This is a genomic window from Pseudoalteromonas sp. (assembly GCF_041629635.1).
Taxonomy (GTDB): domain Bacteria; phylum Pseudomonadota; class Gammaproteobacteria; order Enterobacterales; family Alteromonadaceae; genus Pseudoalteromonas.
The window spans coordinates 1-24,120 of sequence record NZ_JBFKMX010000055.1; the positions used below are offsets into that span (position 1 = coordinate 1).

At 39.4% G+C, this 24,120-nt stretch carries 24 protein-coding genes and 1 pseudogene; 12 read left to right on the plus strand and 13 right to left on the minus strand.

Going from position 1 to position 24,120, the window contains the following annotated elements:
* The 3 genes and pseudogenes from ABYD77_RS09635 to ABYD77_RS09645 all read right to left on the minus strand — a co-directional run.
* A pseudogene (locus ABYD77_RS09635) lies at positions 1 to 1,346 on the minus strand (IS4 family transposase); the annotation flags it as partial.
* 135 nt (positions 1,347 to 1,481) lie between these two features.
* A complete protein-coding gene (gene sohB / locus ABYD77_RS09640) occupies positions 1,482 to 2,492 on the minus strand; it encodes a protease SohB (protein WP_372769302.1) in 1,011 nt (336 codons plus the stop codon).
* A gap of 93 nt (positions 2,493 to 2,585) precedes the next feature.
* Positions 2,586 to 5,033, minus strand: coding sequence for a VolA/Pla-1 family phospholipase (locus ABYD77_RS09645; protein ID WP_372769304.1), 2,448 nt, complete (start codon positions 5,031 to 5,033; stop codon positions 2,586 to 2,588).
* Positions 5,034 to 5,240: 207 nt separating this feature from the next.
* On the opposite strand from ABYD77_RS09645, the gene ABYD77_RS09650 reads away from it, so the two are divergent.
* On the plus strand, positions 5,241 to 5,987 hold the full coding sequence (locus ABYD77_RS09650) for a YciK family oxidoreductase (protein ID WP_372769306.1): 747 nt from the start codon (positions 5,241 to 5,243) through the stop codon (positions 5,985 to 5,987).
* Positions 5,988 to 6,057: 70 nt separating this feature from the next.
* Here the strand turns inward: ABYD77_RS09650 and ABYD77_RS09655 are convergent, their stop codons facing one another.
* Together ABYD77_RS09655 and ABYD77_RS09660 are read right to left on the minus strand one after the other, a co-directional pair.
* Positions 6,058 to 7,128 carry an AI-2E family transporter gene (locus ABYD77_RS09655; protein WP_372769308.1) on the minus strand — a complete coding sequence of 357 codons (1,071 nt, stop codon included), beginning with the start codon at positions 7,126 to 7,128 and terminating at the stop codon, positions 6,058 to 6,060.
* Complete coding sequence (locus tag ABYD77_RS09660; protein ID WP_372769310.1) at positions 7,128 to 7,349, minus strand: hypothetical protein; 222 nt, start codon at positions 7,347 to 7,349, stop codon at positions 7,128 to 7,130. The genes ABYD77_RS09655 and ABYD77_RS09660 overlap by 1 nt, the downstream gene beginning before the upstream one ends.
* Positions 7,350 to 7,512: 163 nt before the next feature.
* On the opposite strand from ABYD77_RS09660, the gene ABYD77_RS09665 reads away from it, so the two are divergent.
* The 5 genes from ABYD77_RS09665 to ABYD77_RS09685 are packed head-to-tail and all read left to right on the plus strand — an operon-like array spanning position 7,513 to position 11,008.
* Entirely contained in the window at positions 7,513 to 8,181 is a 669-nt protein-coding gene (locus ABYD77_RS09665; protein WP_372769345.1) for a hypothetical protein, read from the plus strand.
* A gap of 1 nt (position 8,182) precedes the next feature.
* Complete coding sequence (locus ABYD77_RS09670) at positions 8,183 to 9,631, plus strand: M48 family metalloprotease (RefSeq protein WP_372769312.1); 1,449 nt, start codon at positions 8,183 to 8,185, stop codon at positions 9,629 to 9,631.
* A gap of 50 nt (positions 9,632 to 9,681) precedes the next feature.
* Entirely contained in the window at positions 9,682 to 10,029 is a 348-nt protein-coding gene (gene arsC / locus ABYD77_RS09675; RefSeq protein ID WP_372769314.1) for an arsenate reductase (glutaredoxin), read from the plus strand.
* Positions 10,029 to 10,577 carry an NAD(P)H-dependent oxidoreductase gene (locus ABYD77_RS09680; protein WP_372769316.1) on the plus strand — a complete coding sequence of 183 codons (549 nt, stop codon included), beginning with the start codon at positions 10,029 to 10,031 and terminating at the stop codon, positions 10,575 to 10,577. Before arsC ends, ABYD77_RS09680 begins: the two co-directional genes overlap by 1 nt.
* Positions 10,574 to 11,008, plus strand: coding sequence for a DUF2069 domain-containing protein (locus ABYD77_RS09685; RefSeq protein ID WP_372769318.1), 435 nt, complete (start codon positions 10,574 to 10,576; stop codon positions 11,006 to 11,008). The genes ABYD77_RS09680 and ABYD77_RS09685 overlap by 4 nt, the downstream gene beginning before the upstream one ends.
* Positions 11,009 to 11,030: 22 nt before the next feature.
* Here the strand turns inward: ABYD77_RS09685 and ABYD77_RS09690 are convergent, their stop codons facing one another.
* The 3 genes from ABYD77_RS09690 to ABYD77_RS09700 are packed head-to-tail and all read right to left on the minus strand — an operon-like array spanning position 11,031 to position 12,567.
* Positions 11,031 to 11,477 (minus strand): flavodoxin domain-containing protein, encoded by a 447-nt coding sequence (locus ABYD77_RS09690; protein ID WP_372769320.1) that lies wholly within the window; start codon positions 11,475 to 11,477, stop codon positions 11,031 to 11,033.
* A 41-nt stretch (positions 11,478 to 11,518) separates the two neighbouring features.
* Entirely contained in the window at positions 11,519 to 12,277 is a 759-nt protein-coding gene (gene truC, locus ABYD77_RS09695) for a tRNA pseudouridine(65) synthase TruC (RefSeq protein ID WP_372769321.1), read from the minus strand.
* Complete coding sequence (locus ABYD77_RS09700; protein ID WP_372769323.1) at positions 12,277 to 12,567, minus strand: YqcC family protein; 291 nt, start codon at positions 12,565 to 12,567, stop codon at positions 12,277 to 12,279. Before ABYD77_RS09700 ends, truC begins: the two co-directional genes overlap by 1 nt.
* A 98-nt stretch (positions 12,568 to 12,665) precedes the next feature.
* On the opposite strand from ABYD77_RS09700, the gene ABYD77_RS09705 reads away from it, so the two are divergent.
* The gene (locus ABYD77_RS09705; RefSeq protein ID WP_372769325.1) at positions 12,666 to 13,688 is read left to right on the plus strand and encodes a DUF3549 family protein; all 1,023 of its coding nucleotides are present in this window, start codon (positions 12,666 to 12,668) and stop codon (positions 13,686 to 13,688) included.
* A gap of 15 nt (positions 13,689 to 13,703) precedes the next feature.
* Positions 13,704 to 14,006, plus strand: coding sequence for a DUF3301 domain-containing protein (locus tag ABYD77_RS09710; protein WP_274761760.1), 303 nt, complete (start codon positions 13,704 to 13,706; stop codon positions 14,004 to 14,006).
* A gap of 595 nt (positions 14,007 to 14,601) precedes the next feature.
* Here ABYD77_RS09710 and ABYD77_RS09715 read toward each other — a convergent pair.
* Complete coding sequence (locus ABYD77_RS09715; RefSeq protein ID WP_372769327.1) at positions 14,602 to 15,264, minus strand: GNAT family N-acetyltransferase; 663 nt, start codon at positions 15,262 to 15,264, stop codon at positions 14,602 to 14,604.
* 110 nt (positions 15,265 to 15,374) lie between these two features.
* On the opposite strand from ABYD77_RS09715, the gene ABYD77_RS09720 reads away from it, so the two are divergent.
* The 3 genes from ABYD77_RS09720 to ABYD77_RS09730 are packed head-to-tail and all read left to right on the plus strand — an operon-like array spanning position 15,375 to position 16,696.
* Positions 15,375 to 15,602 (plus strand): DUF2789 domain-containing protein, encoded by a 228-nt coding sequence (locus ABYD77_RS09720; RefSeq protein WP_372769329.1) that lies wholly within the window; start codon positions 15,375 to 15,377, stop codon positions 15,600 to 15,602.
* A gap of 41 nt (positions 15,603 to 15,643) precedes the next feature.
* Complete coding sequence (locus tag ABYD77_RS09725) at positions 15,644 to 15,916, plus strand: hypothetical protein (RefSeq protein WP_372769331.1); 273 nt, start codon at positions 15,644 to 15,646, stop codon at positions 15,914 to 15,916.
* A 6-nt stretch (positions 15,917 to 15,922) separates the two neighbouring features.
* On the plus strand, positions 15,923 to 16,696 hold the full coding sequence (locus tag ABYD77_RS09730; protein WP_372769333.1) for a Zn-ribbon-containing protein: 774 nt from the start codon (positions 15,923 to 15,925) through the stop codon (positions 16,694 to 16,696).
* Positions 16,697 to 16,742: 46 nt separating this feature from the next.
* Here ABYD77_RS09730 and syd read toward each other — a convergent pair whose 3' ends face one another.
* Entirely contained in the window at positions 16,743 to 17,291 is a 549-nt protein-coding gene (syd, locus tag ABYD77_RS09735) for a SecY-interacting protein (RefSeq protein ID WP_372769335.1), read from the minus strand.
* A gap of 60 nt (positions 17,292 to 17,351) precedes the next feature.
* Between syd and queF the strand changes: the two genes are divergently transcribed.
* On the plus strand, positions 17,352 to 18,200 hold the full coding sequence (gene queF, locus ABYD77_RS09740; protein WP_372769337.1) for an NADPH-dependent 7-cyano-7-deazaguanine reductase QueF: 849 nt from the start codon (positions 17,352 to 17,354) through the stop codon (positions 18,198 to 18,200).
* A 32-nt stretch (positions 18,201 to 18,232) separates the two neighbouring features.
* On the opposite strand, the gene ABYD77_RS09745 is transcribed toward queF, so the two are convergent.
* The 3 genes from ABYD77_RS09745 to ABYD77_RS09755 all read right to left on the minus strand — a co-directional run.
* Complete coding sequence (locus tag ABYD77_RS09745) at positions 18,233 to 19,126, minus strand: peptidylprolyl isomerase (RefSeq protein ID WP_372769339.1); 894 nt, start codon at positions 19,124 to 19,126, stop codon at positions 18,233 to 18,235.
* A 2-nt stretch (positions 19,127 to 19,128) separates the two neighbouring features.
* Entirely contained in the window at positions 19,129 to 22,833 is a 3,705-nt protein-coding gene (locus ABYD77_RS09750) for a translocation/assembly module TamB domain-containing protein (RefSeq protein WP_372769341.1), read from the minus strand.
* Positions 22,830 to 24,120 (minus strand): autotransporter assembly complex family protein (locus tag ABYD77_RS09755; protein WP_372769343.1); only part of this gene is annotated, 1,291 nt, incomplete at its 5' end. The genes ABYD77_RS09750 and ABYD77_RS09755, both read right to left, overlap by 4 nt.

Genomic DNA, 24,120 nt, shown 5'->3' on the forward strand with positions numbered 1-24,120 from the left:
TCAAGAGACTTAGCTAAATCGTAGCCTTCAAGGATGGTTTGCAGTTTAAGCCACCCTTGCATTAGCACTTTAACTGAAGCGTGTCCTGTGCGTTTCGTATCTTTCCAACCACCAAGCCTAGCAAGTTCCTCATAAGCCCATTTCATATTGGGAGCGGTGTCTGGTAACGTTGTTTTTACTCTCTTTAGCCATAAAAGCTTCCAAGCTTTACCCGATAATACCTGCTCACAACTTGGATTTTTAGGCAGATTACGTGCGAATTTTAGTTGCAATATACGTGTAGCGATAAAACCATGAATAGTGACTAACCTTTCCATGTTTTCTTGGCTTTGTAGACGTAAGCTTTCTATGTCAGTGCCGTCACTTTTCCACACCTTATGATATTCCTCGACTAACCATCGATGTTCGTAGTAGCTGATTATTGCTAACGCCTCTTCTTTATTTGTAACTGGCTCACTGGTGAGCAGGTGCCAGTTCAAACCGCTTTGTGGGTGACCTCTCTCTGCACAGCCGACATAATAAACAGGCAGTGAACACCCTTTCTTGTTATAAGGGACTTTTAATCTGACTGGTGTGAAGGTGATATCAAGCCTCACTGTACGTGCTTTACGCCCGCCTTTTTGAGCGATTTCGATGTGTTTTGTACCGGCACTTTTTAATTCCCTAGCAAAGGAATAGAGCTTATCTTTCCCCTCTTCAATATGGCGGCTTTGCATGGAGCGCACGACAAAGCGTTGTTGTTCAGTGAGTTTATATTGTAGGTATTCGTATATGTCTGCTTCTCTATCGCAAACCGATATAACATCTGACATTTTTGTCTTTAGCCGCTGTGCCATCGCGCGTGATGCTGACTCCCATTTATAACCCTCTTTTTCTTCATAAGGTATTTGGGCGTGTCGTTCCCTTTTCCCTATGGTAGTGATATCTCGACTCCAGCGTGATTGTTCGATGAGGCCGACAACCTGATTATCTTGTGGTGCAAAAAGTAAGACGCTGTGCGCCAACATACCTCGTTGCTTTTTACCTTGCCCAACATGGCCCAATTTATGTCGAATGGAAGGATGCTTATAAATCAGCGTAGTGGTGTCTTCGAGAGCAAGCAGTAAGTTGTGTTAGTATGCTTGCTCTGCGGTGACTTGAAATCCAGACTCGGCTATTGCGTTGGCATCAACATGGTCATTACGGATAAACCGATAAGCACCTTCCATGTCGGCGGGAGATTGGGCGATATTCACGAGTGGCTTTCCTGGTTCCTTGGCAATAGATGAGGCTAACTTTACCAGACGTGCTGTTCTTCGAGGCTCACCGAGGTTACTTTTTCCAAACTGCTGTTCAGCCCACTGTTGATGATTATTTTACATCGCTATCTCCAAAATAGGTTTGAAGATCTGATCGCGGAACAAAGATTTAGTTCAAAAAAATCCCCACTAACTTCTTAGCGGGGATTTGTGTATAAGAGACAGCTTAAATAGCGGCTTTTTTTAGTGGTATAACTCTTTGCTTTTTGAAAGTATTTTTTCAGTAATTTTATCAAGTACCGTACTTGCACCAATGCCTAATTTATCTGATAGTCCTTTTTTGTTCTGATAAGTCACCATATACAACTCAAATTCTTCATTTAAAGACAACAGCAAATCGTCGCTAGTTTGAATTGCATCAACTAATCCCATTTTTAGAGCATCTGTACCGAACCAAGTTTCACCTGTAGCTACTTTTTCCACATTAAGTTTTGGCCTTGCTGATTGCACATGCTCACGAAACAGTGCGTGAATTTGTTCTAGCTCTTGTTTAAACTTTTCACGACCCGTGTCTGTATTCTCACCAAACATTGTTAGTGTGCGTTTAAACTCTCCAGCAGTTACTTGTTCAAATTCAACATTATTTTTTTTCAGTAATTTATTAAAGTTAGGAAGCTGCGCTATCACACCGATACTGCCAATCATTGCAAATGGCGCGCATACAAACTTATCGGAGACACATGCCATCATATAACCACCGCTAGCAGCGATTTTATCGACAGTTACAGTAAGCTCTAAACCAGCTTGTTTAAGCCTTGCTAATTGAGAAGCTGCTAAGCCATAGCCATGCACAACCCCACCACCACTTTCTAGTTTCACAACCACTTTGTCGTTTGACTCAGCAATTTGAATAATGGCGGTCACTTCATTTCTGAGGGATTCAACTTCCTTTGCATCGATACCGCCTTTAAAATTTAATACAAACACCTTTTTTTTAGGTTCAGTACTTTTATCCTTTGATTTTTTCTTTTCAGACTTTTCAAATGCTTTAAAAGCATCTTTATCAAGTGCTACATTAAGTAATTCTCTTTTTTGGTTATTTAGTTGCTCACTTAGATCTTCAATTGTTAGTTCACCTTTGCCGTTTTTTGGCTTTGCCGATGCGCCAACAATTAGTGCTGTTAAAATGGCAAAGGCGACCAAAAAAGTGACTGTTTTGGCTAAAAATAAACCATACTCGTATAAAAATTCCAAACTCTACTCCAACAATACTGTTTTGCGTACTCTAATGAAATTCCAAACAAAAAAAAAGCCGCACAAGATGTGCGGCTTTTTAATTTATTTTGTTTACTCAGTAACAACTGATTCATTAGCAACTTGAAGCATCAAGCCTCTGCTTGCTAAGAATGAAGCTACTTGGCCTTGCATTTCAGCATTGGCAGCAGCTGCATCTTGCGCTGTTACACCATAAGCTGGCGCGGGCGTTAATACAGAGCCATGGTGACCTTTCGTAAACTTAACCATGTAGCTCATAGGCTCAGCCGTTACTTGTGAAGTAGCAACTGGCGTAAGACCCATTAAGTGACCTGATGGTACAGTACCTGATAGTGGGCTTACCGTTGAATAAGGTGGAATAACCGTATCTGCAGGATTGCCTTCACCATCACCTACTACCACATTTTGATAGATTGCAGCACCTTGCGAAGCAACTTTGCTCGCCAGTGAATTCGAATCCGCAGCATCAATAGCCGTTTGAATTGCAAATGCAAACTGGCTAATTGTGCCTGAAATACTCGCTAGCTTTGCAGTCTCGCCAGCAATCGTTAGCTGTGTTGTATAAGCTACAAACGCACACCCTGCATAGTCGCTTTGTGAACCTGCATACTGAGCACACGCTTGCATACCTTCTTCAGATTGCATAAATGCAATAAATTCAGCTGATTCAGCCGTACCTGCAGCGGCCAGTACAGATCCTTTAATCACATTACCAAAGGCACCTGACTCAAGTAGGAAACCGGCAATACCACCACTACCACTGGCAAGCGCAATCGTATTCACTCTAAATAACGGATCAATCATTGTAGCTGCTTGTTCACCAAAGAGCGGTGCAACAGATTCATTTGCCGCAGCTAAGAAACCAGGCGCAACAACCGCACCTAATGAGTGACCGACAAAGCTTACATCTGTTGGGTTAATACCTTGTAAGTTTGTTGCAGCAAGCGACAAACGTAAACCAAGTAAATCAGCCATTGATTGACGCATGTTGTCACGAGCGACTAAATTCGATGAAAGGTTCATGTAGTGAAGGACATTACCGTCTTCACCCGATGCATTGAAATCAAACTCTCCGTCACCATCCACATCGATACCACGCTCACCGTGTAATGGGTGGTCAATTGCTACAGTTACAAAGCCCTGAAGTGTTAACACAGCCGTGATTGCAAGCATGCTCTCTTTTGTGCTGGTAATACCATGTTGCAGCATTACAACAGGCCAACCTGTCGCAGGCATTGTTAATGCTGGTAAACCAAGTTGTGAACGAACCACGTTTAACACGGTTAAGTCATCTGCTGGCGTAGTTACTTGAACCGGCACATTTGCATAGCTATGAGGCATCGGCAAAGGGTTATATTTAGTTAAGTGGCGTTGCTCATCTAAGCCTAAATCACGTAGAAGGCCATTTGTCGCATTAAAACAAATAGCATCTTTTTCATTAATTGGGTCCGCAGGGACATTTCCACCTTGTGCTTTAAAGCCAGCTAGCGTCGCGGCACTATCACATAAACCTTTCCAATAAGTATGATTTAGCGCTGAATCTTCTTTACCTTGAGGTGTTTTTAAATAATGAGGTAATACTACTGAACCACGTTCATATTTAATTTGATCAAATACTGGCGACGGTGGCTGTGCACCTTGTGAACGGAAAAGAACATCACCTACTGTCATACCTGTTGATGATCCCATCATCAGTTGCGGCATATTTTGCTGTGTTGCTGCACTCATCGCATACACATTCTTCACCATGCTCATAACAGTTCCAGCTGATTGAATTGTCATAGCACCTGAATAAATGATATCTTCTTTTGTCAGTGAACCAGACTGGATAACAACATTTTCGTAACTATTTACTACTGCCTGAAGTGCTTTTTGTGAATCTGTTACTAGAGGCAGTGAATTAATATCAAGCTTTACTAGACCATAAGTCTCCGACGGTGCAAATGATTCACCACGTGTATCACGCAATGAATTTGTCACTACATTGATGTATGAAGAGCCTTGATTAAATGGCTTAAGCGGTACAATCGCTATGTTGTTGCCATTTGCTTGTGCAACAAAATCAACACCAAACGTTAACTCTTTAACAAATTTACACGCTAAACCTGCTTGTACTTGAGCACACTCAGCATCAGTGATGCTCGCACCCATCACAACTTCAAATAAACGAACTGAATCTCCGTTAACCGTGCTTGCATCAAGGGTTAAGCTAGCAGGCACATCCAGTGCAATTTGATAAGGTGATTGCGTTGACCAACCATCAAGCGCACCAAGTGACGTTTGCGGGTCAGAATAATCGATTTCGTCGGCATCTTCACCTGGCATATTTAATGTACCATCGGTTGTGCCTAAGAAAAGCAAATCATTAGGAACTGAGACAACACCGTTTGAGGGATCAAATGCGACAGAACCGGCAACTTTAGGTACAACTGTTCCTGACTCATTTTTAACATCTTCTAAACTTTCACCACAGCCATATAACGCTGTTGTAACTGCTAGTGTGAGTAGCACTTTTTTCATTTTATTGCTCCAAACCCGATCTTTTTTATTGTGTGTTTTTGGTAAAAAATCACCAAAATTTAATTCGTCGGTGGTTATTATTAAGACATTAGACCAGTTAAAGTTAACTTAAACAAAGTAATTTCTCCACCTAAATTTAAATAAATCGCAAAACTATTTTACTTGACTATGATATGATGGCGAAAATTTTTAATTACCATAACTAATATGCATGATTATCAAGCAAGTAATGACGCTTTGAAGGAAAAAGTCATTCTCGTAACAGGTGCCGGTGATGGCATTGGTAAAGTTGCGGCTATCGAATTTGCCAAGCATGGCGCAACCGTAATTCTTTTAGGTAAAACAGTTGCTAAACTTGAAGCCGTTTACGATGAGATTCTCGATCTTGGTGCTCCGCAGCCAGCAATCGTTCCATTAGATATGAAAGGTGCAACTAAACAGCATTACCGCGATTTAGCAGCAACTATTGAAAATGAATTTGGTCGTTTAGATGGATTGTTAAATAATGCTTCAATTATTGGCTCACTTGGTCCGTTAGAGCATTTCTGTGTGTCTACCTTCGAAAACATCATGAAAGTGAACGTAACTGCCCAAGCGGTATTAACTAAGTCACTCTTCCCATTACTTCGTAAAGCACCACATGCGTCAGTCGTATTTACTTCGAGCGGTGTTGGCCGTGAAGGTAGAGAATTCTGGGGTGCTTATGCAATCTCAAAATTCGCGACAGAAGGCATGATGCAAACATGGTCAAAAGAAGTGGGTAAAACCAATATTAGAATCAACTGCATCAACCCAGGAGCTACACGCACAGCGATGCGAGCAATAGCTTTCCCTGGTGAAGACAAAGATAAGCTAAAAACACCGGCGGACTTAATGCCGACTTACCTCTATTTGATGTCAGATGATTCAATTGGAGTTAATGGACAGTCCATTGATGCACAACCAAAAAGCTAAATTTCTGGTTCATAAAAAAAGCGCATACACTAAACAGTGTGCGCTTTTTTAGTTCTTTTAATTTGCCAAATTAAACATCTGGATTATTTTCATGAGTCGATAGAGACCACGCATTTAAAAGTGCTCTTACTAATGACGCCAGTGGAATTGCAAAAAACACTCCCCAAAAGCCCCATAAACCACCGAAGAATAACACTGCAACAATAATATAAACTGGATGTAAATCGACTGCTTCTGAAAACAATATGGGAACTAATAAATTGCCATCTAGCGTTTGAATAACACCATAGGCAATAATCACATACCAAAACTCGCTGCCAACACCGAACTGAAACAGCGCAACAAGGGCAACCGGAATGGTTACAAGTGCCGCACCCACAAATGGGATTAATACTGAAAAACCAACTAACGTGCCCAGTAGTGCCGCATACCTTAAATCAAGTACAGTGAAAGTGATAAATGAAATCGAACCTACAATCAAAATCTCAAAAATTTTCCCACGAATATAATTCATTATTTGTTGGTTCATCTCTTGCCATACTTGACTAATTAATTTTCTTTCATTGGGAATAAATTGCTCAAAGCCACCCAATAAAGCGCGTTTGTCTTTAAGCATAAAAAACACCAATAGTGGTACTAAAATTAGATAGACTAGCCATGCCACTACATCTCTCAGTGAATTAAGTGATGTAGATAAAACTGTTTGCCCTATCTTAACAAGATGTACTTCAACCGATAATAAAATTGATTTAATTTGTTCTGGGTTTACCAATTCGGGGTAATTAGCTGGAAGTGTTAAAAGATAGGTTTTGCCTTGTTCCAACATAGAGGGCAAGTCTTGCACAAAGTTTGACAGTTGCTGCCAAAGTACTGGAATAATACCAACAATAATTGATATCGCAATACCACTAAATAGCAGCATTACTATAGTACTTGCCAAGGAGCGCGAAAAGCCCATTTTCATTATTTTCGATACAGGCCAATCGAGTAAATAGGCTATCACTAAAGCAACCATTACGGGAATAATATAAGCACCAAAAAAGTATAAAGCTGCCGCTAGGCCCAAAGTGAGCATCAACAAAGTAATAGCATTAGGATCTGAGAACTTTCGTGAATACCATTGTTTAAAAATATCAAGCACTAAATCGATTCCTTACCAAAATGATACACCGTTAGATGATTTGCATGAAATAAATACTGAATGTGATGATTTTCAAGATAGCGAAACACATCATTTAATTGTGCACTTTCAGAAAATTGAAATTTCACCGATTCACTTTCTTGATGCATTTTTAAATTATATTTAAATTGAACAAACAGTTGTGGACATTGATACTGAGTTAAGTCGTATATCATTTTCATTTTTGTTAGCTAAATGCGTTACTAAAATACCATATAATTACATCTTAAACAGCTTTTCATTATGGCCAAAATCTAAATCTAAACAAAGAGCAAGCAAGTTTTTGATGAATATGCTAAATTCTCATTATAAACGCGAAATGTGAAGACAGTAATTTTCATTTTTATGACGAATCAAAGTAAAAAAAATGATTTACCCAAAAATCCAACCTTAAAGGATATTAACTGGTTTAAAAAACAGCTTAATTGGGGGGAGCTACCACCTTTTTATCACATGGTTGCAGCGTCAGTGAGCGAAGCCGAGGGTATTTTTAGCCATGGCTTTGATAATGCCATTAAACGAATCACGAATAAACGCAACTGGAACCTAGATTTACTTGGTGGAGAAGAGCACGATTCCGGTGAAATAATCTGCAAAAATCCACCTCGAATCGCCCTTTATCAAGTATTTACTGATCGTGGATTTGAACTTTTAGCCTACCCATTTGCCAAAGAAAAACAAATCGATCAATACGTAAAGGACAATAAACTAATGGAGTTCCGCATTTGGGATCCTCATAGTATGAGAAATATCCTGCGTATAAATCAACTACACAAATATATCCAATTTTATTTTCAACGCGGAGACGAAGCAGACAAAGCGTTAATATTACATTCACATAAAATAGTGCATAAAACCATTGAATATTTAAAAGGTGAGCTCAATATTGTCAAGCTTTCAGGTGTTTCTATTAAAGAATATTACCAAAGCGCTGAACGCACTGCAGCTGCATGCGAAGATGAACTTGCGCTTGCACAATTAATGGCAAATGAAATGCTACAAAAAAAGGACTAATATGCCAAAAACAACTCTCTTTAAAAAACTTGCGTGTTTTTGTTTTGCACTCTCACTACCGGTAGTTGCGCAAAGTAATTTCAAGCTGCCCGACTTAGGTACATCGGCAGTGCAAGTTTTATCCATTGAAAAAGAGCGTGCTATTGGTGAAGTTATGATGATGCAAATACGTGGTACATCCCGTGTAATGCAAGATCCAGTGCTTGATGAATACCTCACTAACATTGGCAATCGCCTAGTCGCACATGCTGATGATATAAGATTTCCCTTTGAGTTTTTTTGGATAAATAATAAAGACATCAACGCCTTTGCTTTTTATGGTGGCCATGTGGGTGTGCATACAGGACTGATTATAAATGCCGACAACGAAAGCCAGCTTGCATCGGTAATTGGTCACGAAATTGCGCACGTTACACAAAGGCACTTAGCAAGGCGATTACAACAAGCTAGAGATAATCAAGGTTTGACCATTGCAGGGATGATAGCAGGGATTCTAACCACTATGGTTGCCCCTGATGCGGGTATGGCAATCTTAGCAGCAAGCCAAACTCAAGCGCAATTAAGTCAGTTAACCCATAGCCGTGGCGCCGAGCAAGAAGCAGACCGAGTGGGCATGCAAACACTTAACAGTGCAGGCTTTGATCCAAGAGAATCCAGCGAGTTTTTAGCAAAGTTGGCTGACCAAATGCGTCATATGCCTAAACCGCCTGCTTTTTTACTAACACACCCACTGCCAGACTCTCGTGTTTCTGATGTGCGTATGCGTGCACTACAATACCCAGAACGCTTTATCGATTCGTCACTGGATTTTTCCCTTGCCAAAGCTCGTGTTATTGCTCGCTATGGTCAAGAAAGTGCTAAAGCAGAACAAGAATTTCGCAAATACTTACGAGTTAATCGATTTGCTCACACAACCGCAGCTGAATACGGACTGGCACTTACATTAATTGACCAACAAAAGTTCGAAGAAGCAACAGCGTTACTCGATTCGCTCGAGAAAAAAATACCTACCAGCTTGTTTTTATTAGACTCACGAACAGATTTACTGCTTGGCCAAAAAAAATATGATGAAGCGCTTAAAATGCTTAAAAATGAATACCAGCGCCAACCAAATAACCAAGTTGTTACACTCAACTATGCAAATGCAGCTATCACGGCTGGTAAATTTGAGCTTGCACATAAACTCTTGAAGTATTTCTTACTGGAGAAACCTGAACATGTATTAGGCAAAGAGTTAATGGCGCAAACTTATAAAGAACAAGATGACAAAGCATCTTACCACGAATTACGTGCAAGTATTTTGACAGATTATGGCGCTTATTCACAAGCATCAAACGAAGTGCAAAAAGCATTAAACTACGTTGATACTGATGATGAAATCAAACAACAGCGTTTAAAAGCGCGGTTAAAAGAATACCGTTTAATGCAAAAAGAACTCGCTAAACTTTAATTTAAAGTACAGTCGAATTACAATCACGCAAAAATTAAATTGAGATATTTATGACGATTAAAATTTACCATAACCCGCGCTGTTCAAAATCACGTGAAACCCTCGCCTTACTCGAAGCCAACTCAGTTACGCCTGAAGTGATTGAGTATTTAAAAGAAGTGCCAAGTGTTGATGATATAAAACAGCTTCTATCAATGTTAAATTTTGACTCAGCACGTCAGTTGATGCGCACCAAAGAAACGCTTTATAAAGAGCTTGAATTAAATATCGAAACTGACGAGACGAAATTAATTGAAGCAATGGTAGCTAATCCAAAATTGATTGAGCGCCCAATTGTTGTAAATGTTGATAAAGCCGCTATCGGTCGTCCTCCAGAAAGCGTATTGGCTATTATTTAATGTCATATTTACTAGTGCTGTATCACTCTCGTACCGATTCGGTTAAAAACATGGCATACGAAATAAGTGATGCGGCACAACATGCCGGTGTTGATGTAAAAATACGTTGCTTCAATGGTGATAGTGATGAGCTAAAAGTCTCAATTGATGACTTAAAGCATTGTGCAGGCCTTGCCTTTGGTAGCCCTACGCGTTTTGGTATGATGGCAGCTCCTGCCAAGCAATTTTGGGAAACCACCAGCGATATTTGGCTGGCAGGTGAACTTATCGATAAGCCCGCAGCTGTATTTACTTCTTCAAGCAGTCTTCATGGTGGCAATGAATCAACGCTACTTACCATGTCTCTGCCTCTACTCCATCATGGTATGTTGCTTTGCGGTGTGCCATATGATGTACCTGCACTTAGCGCAACACAAACAGGCGGTACCCCATACGGTGCAAGCCATGTGTCAGGTTTAACAAACTCAAGTCAGCTAAGCCCTGAAGAAATCAGTATTTGCCACAGTGTTGGCAATCGCTTAGCGAAATTAATTAAGCAATTACAATGAGCAACATAGAAAAGAAAGCAATCACCAAGCGTTATCAAAAAATCGCGTTACTCGGCTATATCGGTTTACTAGTCTTAATGCCTGTTTGGCTGTTATGGCTGGTACCACGTGAAGGTTACAGTATTGGCTTTATTATTGGTTTATACATAGTGCCTTTATTGTTGCCGCTTAAGGGTATTATTCAAGATAAGCCATACACTTACGCTTGGGCTAATTTTATTGTCATTATCTACTTCCTTCACGGTTTTACATCGTTATGGGTGGCTGAAGGAGAATTAATGTTTGTACTTTTGGAGTTATTCTTTGCCAGCTGCATGTTTATAGGCTGTACCTATTACGCCCGTTACCGCGGTCAAGAATTAGGGTTAAAAATTAGAAAATTAAAAGAAGAGCTGGCTGAAGAGAAAGCAGCTTTTGAAGAAAAAGAATAAAAAAGCGGCATTTGCCGCTTTTTTAATTTAATGCTGTTAAAAATGTATTAAACCAAGGTAATGCAACAGGTGCAGGGTCATAATTTTCAGTTGCGTCAACCTTCAACATAGCGACCGCCTCGCTCCCCTGCAATGAAAGTAATAATTCTCGAAATTTCTTACCTGCACCACAAAAGGTGTCTCCATAACTACTATCACCCATCGCAATAACAGCAAACGGCTTATTTTGCATTTTTGGCAATTCCGACTCTAACGCAAGATACAAGGATTCTAATTCATAAGGAATATCGCCTTGACCTGTCGTGGATGTGATCACCAAAATCACATCACTTTCAATAAAATCAGCAACTGTGCCTGGATTAAATAGCGATAAGTCGTAGCCTTGTTTTTCTGCTATTGGTATTAATTGCTCTGCTAACGCTTCTGCACCACCATAAACTGTACCTATGAAGCACTTAATGTTTGCCATTTTCTTTCCTTGATTTAATACCTTAGCTAAGTTTATGCAGACTAATCTATTTTTGCCAACTGATAAGCTTGTTCATTGCTAGGCCAACCCAATTTTGCAAATAATGCTAGCTCTTGTTCACCAATAGATGCGCTTATATGAATTTTTTCATCTGTAATTGGATGCTCGAAGGTTAAATCTTTAGCAAACAGCATTAACCGATTCATTTCAAATTCCTTCTGAAAAAAATGGTTTTGCTTGTTATCACCATAATTTGCGTCATTTAAAATGGGATGATTGATATGGTTCAAATGGCGTCTAATTTGATGTTTGCGGCCGGTTTTAGGAAAACATTCGACAAGCGAATAACGAACCGTTGGGAACTTACCTAATGGTTTATCAATAACTGCCTGATGCAAACAATTAAAGCTAGTTTGTGCTTCTTGTGCAGGTTTATCTTTATCTGCAAATTTATCTGCAATTTTGTCATGCTTAAATTTAAGCGGATGATTAACCTCTATTGACGTTGGTGCAAAGCCGCGTGTTAGCGCCAAATAACGTTTGCTAATTTTATGTTCTGAAAAAAGAGCATTCGCGATGCGCGCCACGTCGCTGCTAAGTGCAAATAAAAGCACACCAGACGTAGGCCTGTCTAAACGATGAAGTGGAAAAACGTGTTGACCAATCTGGTCTCGCAGCATTTGCATAGCAAAGTAGATTTCACGTTTATCTAAAAATGATCGATGAACTAATAAACCTGAAGGTTTATCAACCGCAATAAAGTACTCATCACGGTATAAAATGGTCAGTTCCCCATACATTAGCTAAGTGCCTTATCAATTTTTTTAATTACGGTTATAACATCAACATATTCTGCAAGCATTTGCTCTGCCATTGGAGAAATATTTGCTCCCCTTGGCAGGGCTTGTTTTGCAGCAATTAACTGCTTAACACGCACAATAAAAACATATTGAAGCCAGTTTTCAAATGACATGGAGTCAAAGCAAAAAGGCGCAGTAGACATAAAAGCATCTGCTTTGGGTGGCGTTTCTGACCAGAGTCCATGTGTTTTCATGGCTTGCTCTAGTTCGATTAACAAAACATCTATCATTTTACAATTCTAGTTTTAAATTTATATCGCGGCATTTTATCAAAACTTACCTGTATTTCATTGTATAATAGCCAAAACGCACTAATGGGTCTTTTTTAATGCAACAATCTATTTCAAGCCTTGCTGAACTTCTTGATAATGCAGGTACAAGTTGGCGTGTTTATGATATGGGTCGCCGAATTCAAAAAATTGATAAATCAACGTTTCTGCAGATAGAAAATAATCAAATTCCCTATCCATTTCCACTGCAGCAGCATGCTTTTTTAGCCATTCAGTTTTGGAATAGCCAGGAATCACAAACTCCTTACATTTGGTTTTTAAAAATGCCTCTGGATGAACAAAGTAAACTTATTTTGGCAAGTCGTAATCATTTTGCCTCAATGGTGATTGAAGCATTAGGCACTCAATTAACTGGCGATGATGAAGCGCAAAGTAAACTCGATAATAACCCTTATGTATTTACACCGAATGCTAATAAGCTTGCGGCCTTCAATGCGATTATTAAAAATGAATTAAAGCAGAGTGCTTCTGCCTATTATGAACATGTAGAGCTTTATTTTAGTGGAAAATTGGGCTTTGATGATTGGCAACAACTTGGCTTACAAGGGATTGCCGATTTTGCTATCCGCCTCACAGAGCGTAATCAGCAAAATCTAATTAATGCGCTTGGAAAACTGCCACAGCCTGTGGTTCAGTCGCTTGCTGCAACCCTTGAACATAGTACTATTTCAGTATTATTAACTGAAGCTCTTTATGCCCAGTTTGATAATGCATTAAAACAGCAAAGTACTGAAAACATCATTAATTACTTACGAATGATGTCAAGTACGAGTGCGCTCGGTATTTTACAGCGTGCAGTCGCCAATATTATGGCAGATGAACATTGCCTTAATCTTGACCTTGTATTAACGCTTACAGGCCGTTGTTGGCATGTGCTTGAACCACATTTAGTCGTACTAATGGAATATTTAGCAACACATCAAGAACAAGATGTATTTACTGGCATTTTTGCAGACCTTGTTGCAATTCCAAGTTTGCGCCCACATATGTTAGCTATGATCCGAATGCAAAATCGCAGCGAGCAGCTTTCAAGAGCAATCGGAAAACTATTTCAACAATAAACGTGTGGTAACTTTATGGCGTCGATTTGGCTTATTCTTGGTGTGACATGTGTTATTTATCTGTTTTGGCTTGACCGACAAGCAGCTGAGAGTGCGCGTGAATACGCCAACCGCCATAGCAAACAACTCAATGTGCAGTTTTTAAGTATTGCCTGCATTAAAAAGCGTGTGGGCATTCTTAAAAATGGTAAACCAGGTTTAAAGTCCAGTTTTGCGTGGGAATTTTCTAGTAATGGGCAAGACAGTTATACCGGGATTGTAAATCTTGAGAATGATAAAATTGTCAGTGTTGATGTGCCACCACACAAACTAAATTAGAAAATCATTTTCCGGCATCAGAAAAAACTAAGGCGCAACATAATGTCGCGCCTCAAATCTGAAAAAATATCCTTTTTTCTGTGGTTCTCCGTAACCAATAGTGCCGAAGCACATCCTTTCTCATCCATTGAAGGAAACCATTCCTTGATCCCCTTGCCATCCTTGTCCTAGTTCCAAACCTCTTCCTGAGGTGTCCCTTCGCATCCTAGCCTTTCCATGTATTTTGGTTTGTCCTAAACCATCCTTGAAACGCTCCTGCGTTTATCCTTTTTGCTTCCAGCAAAACGCTAAATCATTTAGCGCACAATCGTCCTTGCGTCCTTGTCCTTTGATCCCTTGATACACCCTGTATCAATGCCTAAGTCCTTTCCTTGGCAAGAAGAACATAATTCCGTTATGTTCGCTTCCTTGTTGTGTTAATAGTAGGGGCAATTCCTCTTGAATGTAATAAGGTAAATTCAATTTAAATTTATTAATCTTTTAGACATATTTGGATTATTCTTTAATTACATAAGGTTACATTTGAACATGGTATTATTTCGGGAAGTAAAACATCACAAACTTACATCTCTGTGAGATATTTCCTACAACAAAATTACCCATTAACGACTTTTTCCTTCACAAATAATTTTCCGGATACTTTGGTAAATGTCAGTTCCTGCTCAGCATGATACCCTTCACTGATAAAAAGAGCGCTGTATCTATCTCTCGTTATAAAAACAGCACTGTAATTTGCATCATCACTTTTTACGACATCATCAATCGCCCTTAATAAATAACGGCCAATGCCCTGATGTTGTAAATGCGGATCAACTGCAAATAATGAGATAAAGCAACAGTTAGGGAAAGCAACAAGGGCTTGATGAATGGCTTTTTCTTTTTCGATTAGCTGGTTAGTAGATAGCATGCCAGTATTCAACATTAATTTTAAACGCCAATGCCACACTCTATCTGCAGCAAGTGCATCATTCGCCTTTTGCACACAACTTACGGCAAGTAAGTTGTCATCAGCAAACACCCCTATTAAATGCTGATGATTTTGCCAAAAAGAAGCCAGTTCTTCGCGAATAAGTAACCTTAATTTTTTTTCATAAACAGCAGGTTTTGAACTGTCGTAAGCCAATATTTGCTTAAAAAGTTCATCATCATGGTATGCCTGATAAAGAACGCTCGCCGCAATTTTGCAATCTTCCGCAGTGAGATAAGAGGCTTTGAGTTGTTCACTGATTTCGCTTTGATCAATAGTTACATCAGACATAGTCGCTTCCTTTATTATTATTGTTCACATCTCAAGTTAGCACATTATTTAAGCTATTCTATAATTATTATTGTTTTATATTGACTTAACCAATGTTACTAGGAGAACAAATGGAGTCAGGCTCACACACTATGGCAGATTTATTTTCACAGCTCGGATTAGATTCAAACGAGCATGCAATCGATGCATTTATCAGTTCCCATAAAATAGCGCCTAGCCTTAATTTAGCAGATGCGCCATTTTGGAATCAGAGTCAATCAGCTTTTATAAAAGAATCATTAGCACTTGATGCTGATTGGTGTGAAATTATCGACCAACTTGATAGCTTGCTTCGTTAGTTTACAGTAAACTTGCCCGAATACTTTAAAAGGGCAACATTATGCAAGACATCGTTATTGCTGCTATCAGCAAACTTCTAGCTGCAAAAAAGCAACCGAATGTTGCTTTAGTAAAGGCTAATTTATCCCAGCCAGTGCCTATGCCAATTATTATTGATGTTTTGGCACGTTATAAACAAAATCCATCTGACTTTGAGCAAAACGCTACACAGATTATTGCTAAACCAAATAAGCAAACTGAGCAAACACAAAGTCAACTTGACCGCATCGAAGCAAAGCTTGATAAACTTCTTTCGCTTTTAGAAACTAAATAACGATTTATGTATATTGTTGATCTGACTTTTGACTGTTATCAAGACACTACACTAGAAGCTGCAGAGCAAGCGATTGTGCGCCTTGTAAATGCACTTCGTTTTAATGGCCAAATCATTGGTGAAGAATTTCCAACTACGCTAAAAGACGGCTTTTTTATTACCCGTGTGATGTGTCCAGAAGAAGATGCACTGCACCCGTTAAACCACAGTCCATTTGTTAAATTTAGCTTAGATAAACTCAATGAAGCGGGTTTACTTCACCCAAAAGTAAAAATAATTGGCCAAGATATTCATTCAAATGGCTCAGATACCTGCACATCCCCTTCTAGCTATATTTTATACACGACCTACTTACATACCTGTAGTCCGCTGTATTGCGGTGATGATTTTATGCCGGTACCACTTTACAAAGTACCCGCCGTTGCCAATGGCGATTTTAAAGCACTGCTAAAATGGCAAGAAGATTGGCAAGCCTGTGACCAAATTCAAATTAATGGCGCTACCCGCTGCGAGTTTGCCGCAATTAAAGAGCTCGCTGATATTGATAGTGATTTATTTAGACGAGGCATGGATCTCTCTAAACGCATTCGTTATTTAACCAAAAAGCCTGTGTATTACTATTTATACCGTGTAGGCGGGTTATCTAAAGAGCAAGAGCTCTCGCGCAAGTGCCCAAAATGTCATGGTGATTGGCGTTTAGATGAGCCTTGGTTTGGCTTATTTGATTTTCGCTGTGATGATTGCGAATTGGTATCAAATATTTCGTGGGATTTTCAATAAGGCGCATTATGCGCCTTATTGTTTTGTAATACGTTTTAATAATTCATTATTGAACGTAATAAAGCCCTTTACACTCGCTTAAAAAAGTCTCCATCGAATCAGCTAATTTGTGATGCGGTGCTTTACCTAAATACTCCAACCAAATACTGCCATCAGATAAATCCATTACAAGTAACAAATCATCTTCTTCACAGGTAGCAAAAAATACCGTATCCGCTTGTTTTAGGCGGCGCTTCATTAATACATGACCTGTGATATTTTGCTGTAATCGGTCAAAATCTTGCTCACTCCATGCCTGTAACAAACACAGGTTATGCTCTTGATAGCTCACAAATAAATTATCACTGTAAAAACTAGCAAAGTAGGCTTTAAGCTGCTCTGGAAATTGTGTTTCTAGCGCTTCTTCCAGTTTATCTAAACTCCCTTGCTGCGCTATTTGTTGCCAAGCCACACTGTCATTTTCAACTGAATCTGCAATTTCGCATGGGCTTGGCCACTGCGAGTCATGGAAGACACGCGGTGCCTGACCTGTTTTTTGTTCTGCTAATTGTTTTATCTCGGTATAAATGCGTTGTAAGTTTTCGCTAATTGACATACTGCCTTTGCCTAATTTATTCGTTACAATAGTAAATTATTTATCGATTCTAATCTGATTATGTCACATTACCAAGACGCACCTGAGCTAAAAGGTGCTTTACTCGGTCAACAAACCGAATATAAAGATAGCTATGATGCTTCGCTACTGTTTCCAATTGCCCGAAAACTCAATCGCGACGATTTAAATATCGATGAAAGTGCATTGCCATTTAAAGGTGAAGATACTTGGACTGGCTACGAGCTTTCTTGGTTAAATCAAAAAGGCAAACCTGTTGTTGCTGTTGCTGAGTTTATTTTTCCTGCCACCAGCAGTCATATTATTGAATCAAAGTCATTCAAACTGTATTTAAATAGCTTTAATCAAACAAGGTTTGATTCGATGGCGCAAGTAGCGCAAATACTCACTGACGACTTATCAAAAGCCGCAAACTGTGACGTAATAGTGAAGCTGTTTAATGCCGACGAGTTTGATTGTTTAATGCCAACGCCATTTACGGGTATTTGTTTAGACGATTTAGATATTGAAGTAACTGAATACGATTTAAATAGCCATTTATTGCAAGCGGATGAGAATGCTGAAATTGTCACTGAAACACTTTACAGCCATCTGTTAAAATCGAACTGCTTAATTACTTCTCAGCCAGATTGGGCCTCTGTCGTAATCCGTTATACCGGCAAAAAAATCAATCACGAAAGTTTATTAAAGTATTTAATCTCTTTTAGAAACCATAATGAATTTCATGAGCAATGTGTTGAGCGTTTGTATTGTGATTTACAAAACGCCTTTGCCGTAAGCAAATTGGAAGTATACGCACGCTATACTCGCCGTGGTGGCTTAGATATCAACCCGTATCGTTCTAGCGATTATGCTACAACCCAGTTTAAATTAAAAAGTAACCGCCAATAGCGGTTACTTTATTTATCCTGAACTCAGGGTAATTAATGTTTATCGCTGGTTTTGTTACGCATTGGTACGCTTAAACCACACACATCAATGTAGTTTGCTCGATGCTGGAACCATTCTTCTGGACGATTTCGCCTCGATTCAATATAACGCTCAAAGCTAGCACTTTGCGTTTTCATCACTTCAAGGTTATGAGCTGGAGAATTTGCTAAATCCGCTGCCACAGCAAAACCCTTTATTGGATTAAAGTTAACATCTTCAATGGTCGTTTCTGGCTTACGCTTAAGCCGTTGAATATGCTCTATTCCTCTTACGACACGACCAAAAGAGCTGATATTCAAATCAAGGTAACGATGATTACCTAAAATCACATAAAACTCGGTACCACCACTATTTATATCGTTACCTCTCGCCATTGCAAAGTTTCCAATACAGTGAGTTTGCCAAGTTTTTGTACCTTTGGCGTTTTGCGCAACAGCAAAACCGTTTAAAAATCCGGTTTTATCAGCATAACCATCTGCAGTATCAACCAGCTGAATCTCAATCGGTTGTTTAGTTTCTTTAATAAATTCAGCATTTACCGTTTTAGCTGCATTCTTCGGTTGTTTCTTTTCTGAAATATCACCACCCTGCGCAACAAAGCCTTCAACAAAACGGTAGATATTAAGGCCATTATAAAAACCTTCTCTCACTAACTTTTTAAAATTCATTACGTGATTAGGCGCAAGCTCAGGATTAAGCTCAATCACCACATCACCGGTGTTAAGCGACAAAATGAGAGTATTTTCTAAATCAAGTGAACGCCATTCATCATCAGATGATTTTTCAATAACTGCTGCCGGTGACAGTGTTTGCTCTTTGGCAATTAACGGCATTGCACAGAGCGACATTAAACCTGTTGCAAGCGCAAGTTGGGTTAGTTTTATCATTATTAGTCCCAATCAAATTTATACAAAATATCGAGTGAATCATTAATGCCACTAATCGCCTCAATATATAGTTTTGGCAGCAATTGGTAACGCACTGCAACTTCACTCATCGAATCAAAAATACCAATACTGTAACGCACTTGAATACCCGGCGCTACATAGCCGGATATTTCAACTTTAGTTTCTTCACCACAGCCTCTTGAAGATAGCGAAACATCATCTATGCCAAGGGCTTCACCTATTTTACTTATGCTGCCTTCACCTCTTGCAAGCCCTCTTGCTAATAGCAACTGCGTAAGCATTCCGTCACTGGCCGAGTTTGACTCGCTAAGTGCCCTTCCTGAAAGTAAATAGGATAACGCCATCGCTTGATCCATATTTGGATCTGAAAACACATCTAGACGCGGCTCTTCAACATTCCCTGTTAACTTAACACCTGCAGTAACCCCATCTTCAGTTAGATCAGGGTTACGAATAGCACGAACATTTAATAACGGTTTATCAACTGGACCATTAAAAATAAGTTGACCTGTTTCAATTAATAGCTCCTGACCAAATGCGCGGTATTCACCTTCAAGCAAGGCAATTTCACCGGTTGCAATTAAAGGCGTATTGTCGACTTGTTTAAATAGCACATCGCCTTTTAGTTTGGAACGAAGACCAAATGAATCAATTCGTACTTTTTCATCAATCAAAATCGCCAAATCAAGGCTATATGCAATTGGCAGCGATTTATTTTGCTGTTTAGCAGCATCAATAATTAATTCATCATCCGATACACTCACCGCGCCTTCAGGTAGTTGTTTTACTTTTACGCGGCCATCCACAACATGTACTTTACCTTTTACATCAGCAAACTGCTTCGCATAATTAATTTCAATGGTTGGCGAGATAGCAAACCATAAATTAGGCTCAAGGACCATTTTAAATGAATCACCGTTAATACGCGCATTAAAGCTAGGCTCCCCCTGCCAATCGGCATTGCCTTCTATGGCAATATTCCCCTGATTATTATCAAAAAACTTTCCTGTTAGCATCGCACTGTTATCGTTAAAGGTGACATTCAGGTTTCCCTGTTCAATCGATAACGGTGTCCACGGCGCTAAAAATGCAAAGTCACTTAAATTGAGCTGCCCTTGAACTTGCGGTAAAAATGCACTACCTGCAAGCGTCACATTTGCATTTAGCTCGCCAGCAAGTTTATCAATTTGTTGGCTAAAGCCTTTTAGATTAGTAAAATTCAGCGCCTGTAGTGCAAGCTTACCTTTAAGCGGGCGTTTGCCTGACACATCGCTAATATCAATATCGCCAATGATATTGCCCAGCACAGAAGATTTAATATTGGTATCTAAAGCAATTGCCGACGTATCCGCTTTTAACTTAAAAAACAGTTGCTCAATTGGTACTATCGTGTTGATAAAACTTTCATTTACACCAAAATTGATGGTGTTTGATTGCAGCTCACTATCAATTGATAAGAGTTTAGCGTCTTGCCAACGGGCGTTTAAGTGCCCCGTTATTTCACCGGATGGCGAAATGGTTTTGGGTAAAACTAAACTCAGTACTGATAAATCGAAATGCGTAAGTGCTAAATCGACATTGCCTTTCTCAGCCGAGGCCGTTATCGCCTCAAGACAAAAAGCTGTATTAGTCCCTGACCAGCAATGTTCACTCACATTAGCAAGGCCTTTGTTAAGATAGTAATCAAACACTATCGCTTGTAGATTCGATAGATTGATCTTTTCATTTTTGAATGCAAGTTGCTTAATTTGACCGCGGTACCGTTCAGCATTAAGACCGCCCTCTATTTGGGAGTTAATATTTACTGTTTCAGAATGCAATTGCAGTTTGACGTCATGGTTTTGTAAATCACCGAATGTTTTTAGCTCAATTTTATTAATAGATTGCTCATCTAGGCTAATGCCAGCAGCTTCAAGTGATATATTGGCAAGGTAGTTTTTGGCAAAATCTAAGGTACCATTACTGATAATTTTATCGATGCGATACTCTTGAAAAGCCAGCTGATTAAGTGCCATTTGCCAATTTACAAAGGGTGTTTTAAGCTCACCGGTGATATTAAAATCGGCTTTTCCCTGCCCTGAAAGACGACTATCAAAAGTTTCGGGATTTACGAGATTTAAGTTACCGCTTACATTCCAGTTTTTGTTAATATCACCTGAAAGTGTGAGCTGGTTATCTTCACTTGAAATTGTAAACTCTTCAATTTCAGCGTGCAGTTTATCATCTATTGCCAGGACTATATTGGCATCAATCGGTGCATTATTAACATAACCTGCGAGTGTAAACTGTGGCACATTGAGCTGCCAATTAATGCCATCAGAAATAAAGTCGACAGCCCCTTTTAAGGCAATATCAGAAGCAACTGTTGGTTCAAATTCTTCCACACTTATCTTGTCTGATAAAAGAAATAGCGAAGCTTCAATGCCCTGTTGCCAGCTTAGATTACCCGTTAGCGCTAAATTGCTTTTAGCTGTTTTAATTAAAAAGCGGTCAATATCAATTTCGCTAAGGCTACCTTTACCGACACTTTCAATCGCCATTTTTGGCAAACCTGAAAGTGCTGCATTAGTATTCAATTGATAGTGAAAGGCTGAAATATTACCGTCTGCTTTTATAATTGAATCTTGAACGGTGATTTGCTGCGCATGATCAGCAATACTTAGTGCGTCAGATTCAATTAATAAATTAAACGGCAACTGTTTTTCCAGTAACGATGCTGATGCCTCAAGTTTAGCGTGATAAAGCCCCGATAATTCACTTTCAAGGCGAAGTTTTGCTAAATCACCAGAGATTGTTGTTTCAATTTGATACTCTTTGTTATTAATTTCGAGCGCAACCTTTAAAGGGTTATTGCCTAACAACGACAAACTGCCCTCAAGCTTTGCACGCAAGTCTTGATAAGCAAGGGATAACTTTGCAATTGTTATGTCACTGTTATGTTGCCCAGCTTGCAGGTATATATTCTTTATAAGCTGAGACGTGTCGCCCTGTTGTAGCTTAAATTGCGAAATTGCAAGTTCACCTATTTGCCAATTAAGGGGTGTTTCAAAATGCATTGGGGATATTTCAGGCAAGGTAAACGTTTTAGCCGATGAAACCGATGCAGTATTTTGCTCTGCTTGCGCTAAACCAATATCAATTTTACCAGCCGTGATTTTCGCAATGTTAAGTTCATTTTCTCGCAATTTTAAGCGGGTAAAAACATCACTAATCGAAGCGTTTAATTGCCCTTGTGAAAACGTAATTTGCTTAACGCTGAAGGTGTTTACGGCAATAGACAATGGCAGAGAAATTTTGCTTAATTCACTTTCATCTGTATTCGCTTGTTCTTTAGTATCAACAGTCAGAGCAATATCCACTAAGTCAGCGCTAAGTTCTTCAAAACAGAGATCGGCACAGGAATAAAAACGCATATCGAGTACCATGTTTTTAAGATTTAGCTTTATTTGCGCATTGTGGTAATTAACACTAAATTTTCCGCCTCGCAGTAAAGGCTTACCATCTGTCTCAATTGCTAAATTAGGCACTAAATGATTGGCACCATAAACAAGCACTTGGTTACCAATGCCACTAAAGAGTAATGCAACAATACCTATCAGAAGAATAATCACTGCCCAAAACAGATTACGCACAAAAAGTAACATGCGTTTAGTCGTTGGCGGGCTTTGTTTTACAGCGTCGTTCATATTTCAGGCCCTATGGTAATGCTAAAACGGCCAGTTCGCGTATCATCAGTTATCGCAAAAGCATAATCTATTCGTACTGGGCCGATTGGCGTTAACCAACGAACACCTAAACCTGTACCTACTTGAATTTCTTCATCAAAGTCATTAGTGGCGGTACCCGCATCAACAAAGAGTGCTGCGCGCCAATTAGGTAAAAATTGATAATTATATTCCGCACTTGCTGTTACTAAATATTGCCCACCCACAATTTGCTCATTAATTTTAGGCGCAATAGACTTATAGCGATAACCACGCACACTCTTATCACCACCGGCAAAGAAACGCATTGATATTGGCACAGCGTTTATATCGTCAGTAACAATTGCACCTACATTTAACCTACCCAGCACCATATGACGATTTGCATAAGTGCGTAAATGCTGACCCAAAATTTGTACTTTAAAAAGATCAACTTCAGACGCTAAATGCTCGCTCGCAAACTCTGTAGAAACTAATAACTGCTCACCCCAATAAGGTGTTGTGCCGCCTAACATGCGTTTTCGCGCATAGCTAATGCCAGGTAACACCATATTGCTATGGTAGTTAACACTATCAATTTCATAATTTTCGATTTCATACTTAACAAACGCGGTACGTACCCAGTTATTGTCGGTCAGCCATTGCCTTTGCGCTTGCGTTGTTAGTTTTCGTGAAATTTTAAGGTCATCATAAATATAACCTGCACCAAAACGCCAAACATCATTATTAGGATCGTTCACAGGAATGGTGTAACTAATACGTGCTTGAGGGTCAATCTGGCTTGCTTCGATGTTTGTTTCAAGGTAGTGACCGTCACTGGTTATCCAAGGCTTTGTCCATTTAAACCGAAGTTTAATACCATTATCGTCGGTACTGATACCACCACCCACTTCAAAGCTATTTTCGGGCTTATGTAAAAGCTGCACTATTACCGAAACCTCGCCATTTTGACGATTTACAATATCGGGATAAACACGCACGCTTTTAAAATACGGCATATTGGAAAGTTGAATATTAAAGTCACTCACAATGGCATTATCGTAGGCATCTCCGACGATCATCGGATTGAGTCGATGAACTAAGTCATTTGCTTTTATCTCTTTGGCAATAATCATCGGACCAAACTTATAGCGAATACCCGAATCCACATGTAATCGAATGATGGATGATGAGGTGCCACGCCTCACTTCAATGGCGTGTTTTAACCACTTTGTATCAAAGTAACCATTTTCAAATAATGTGGCACTAATAAGGGCTTTGGCTTTTTCA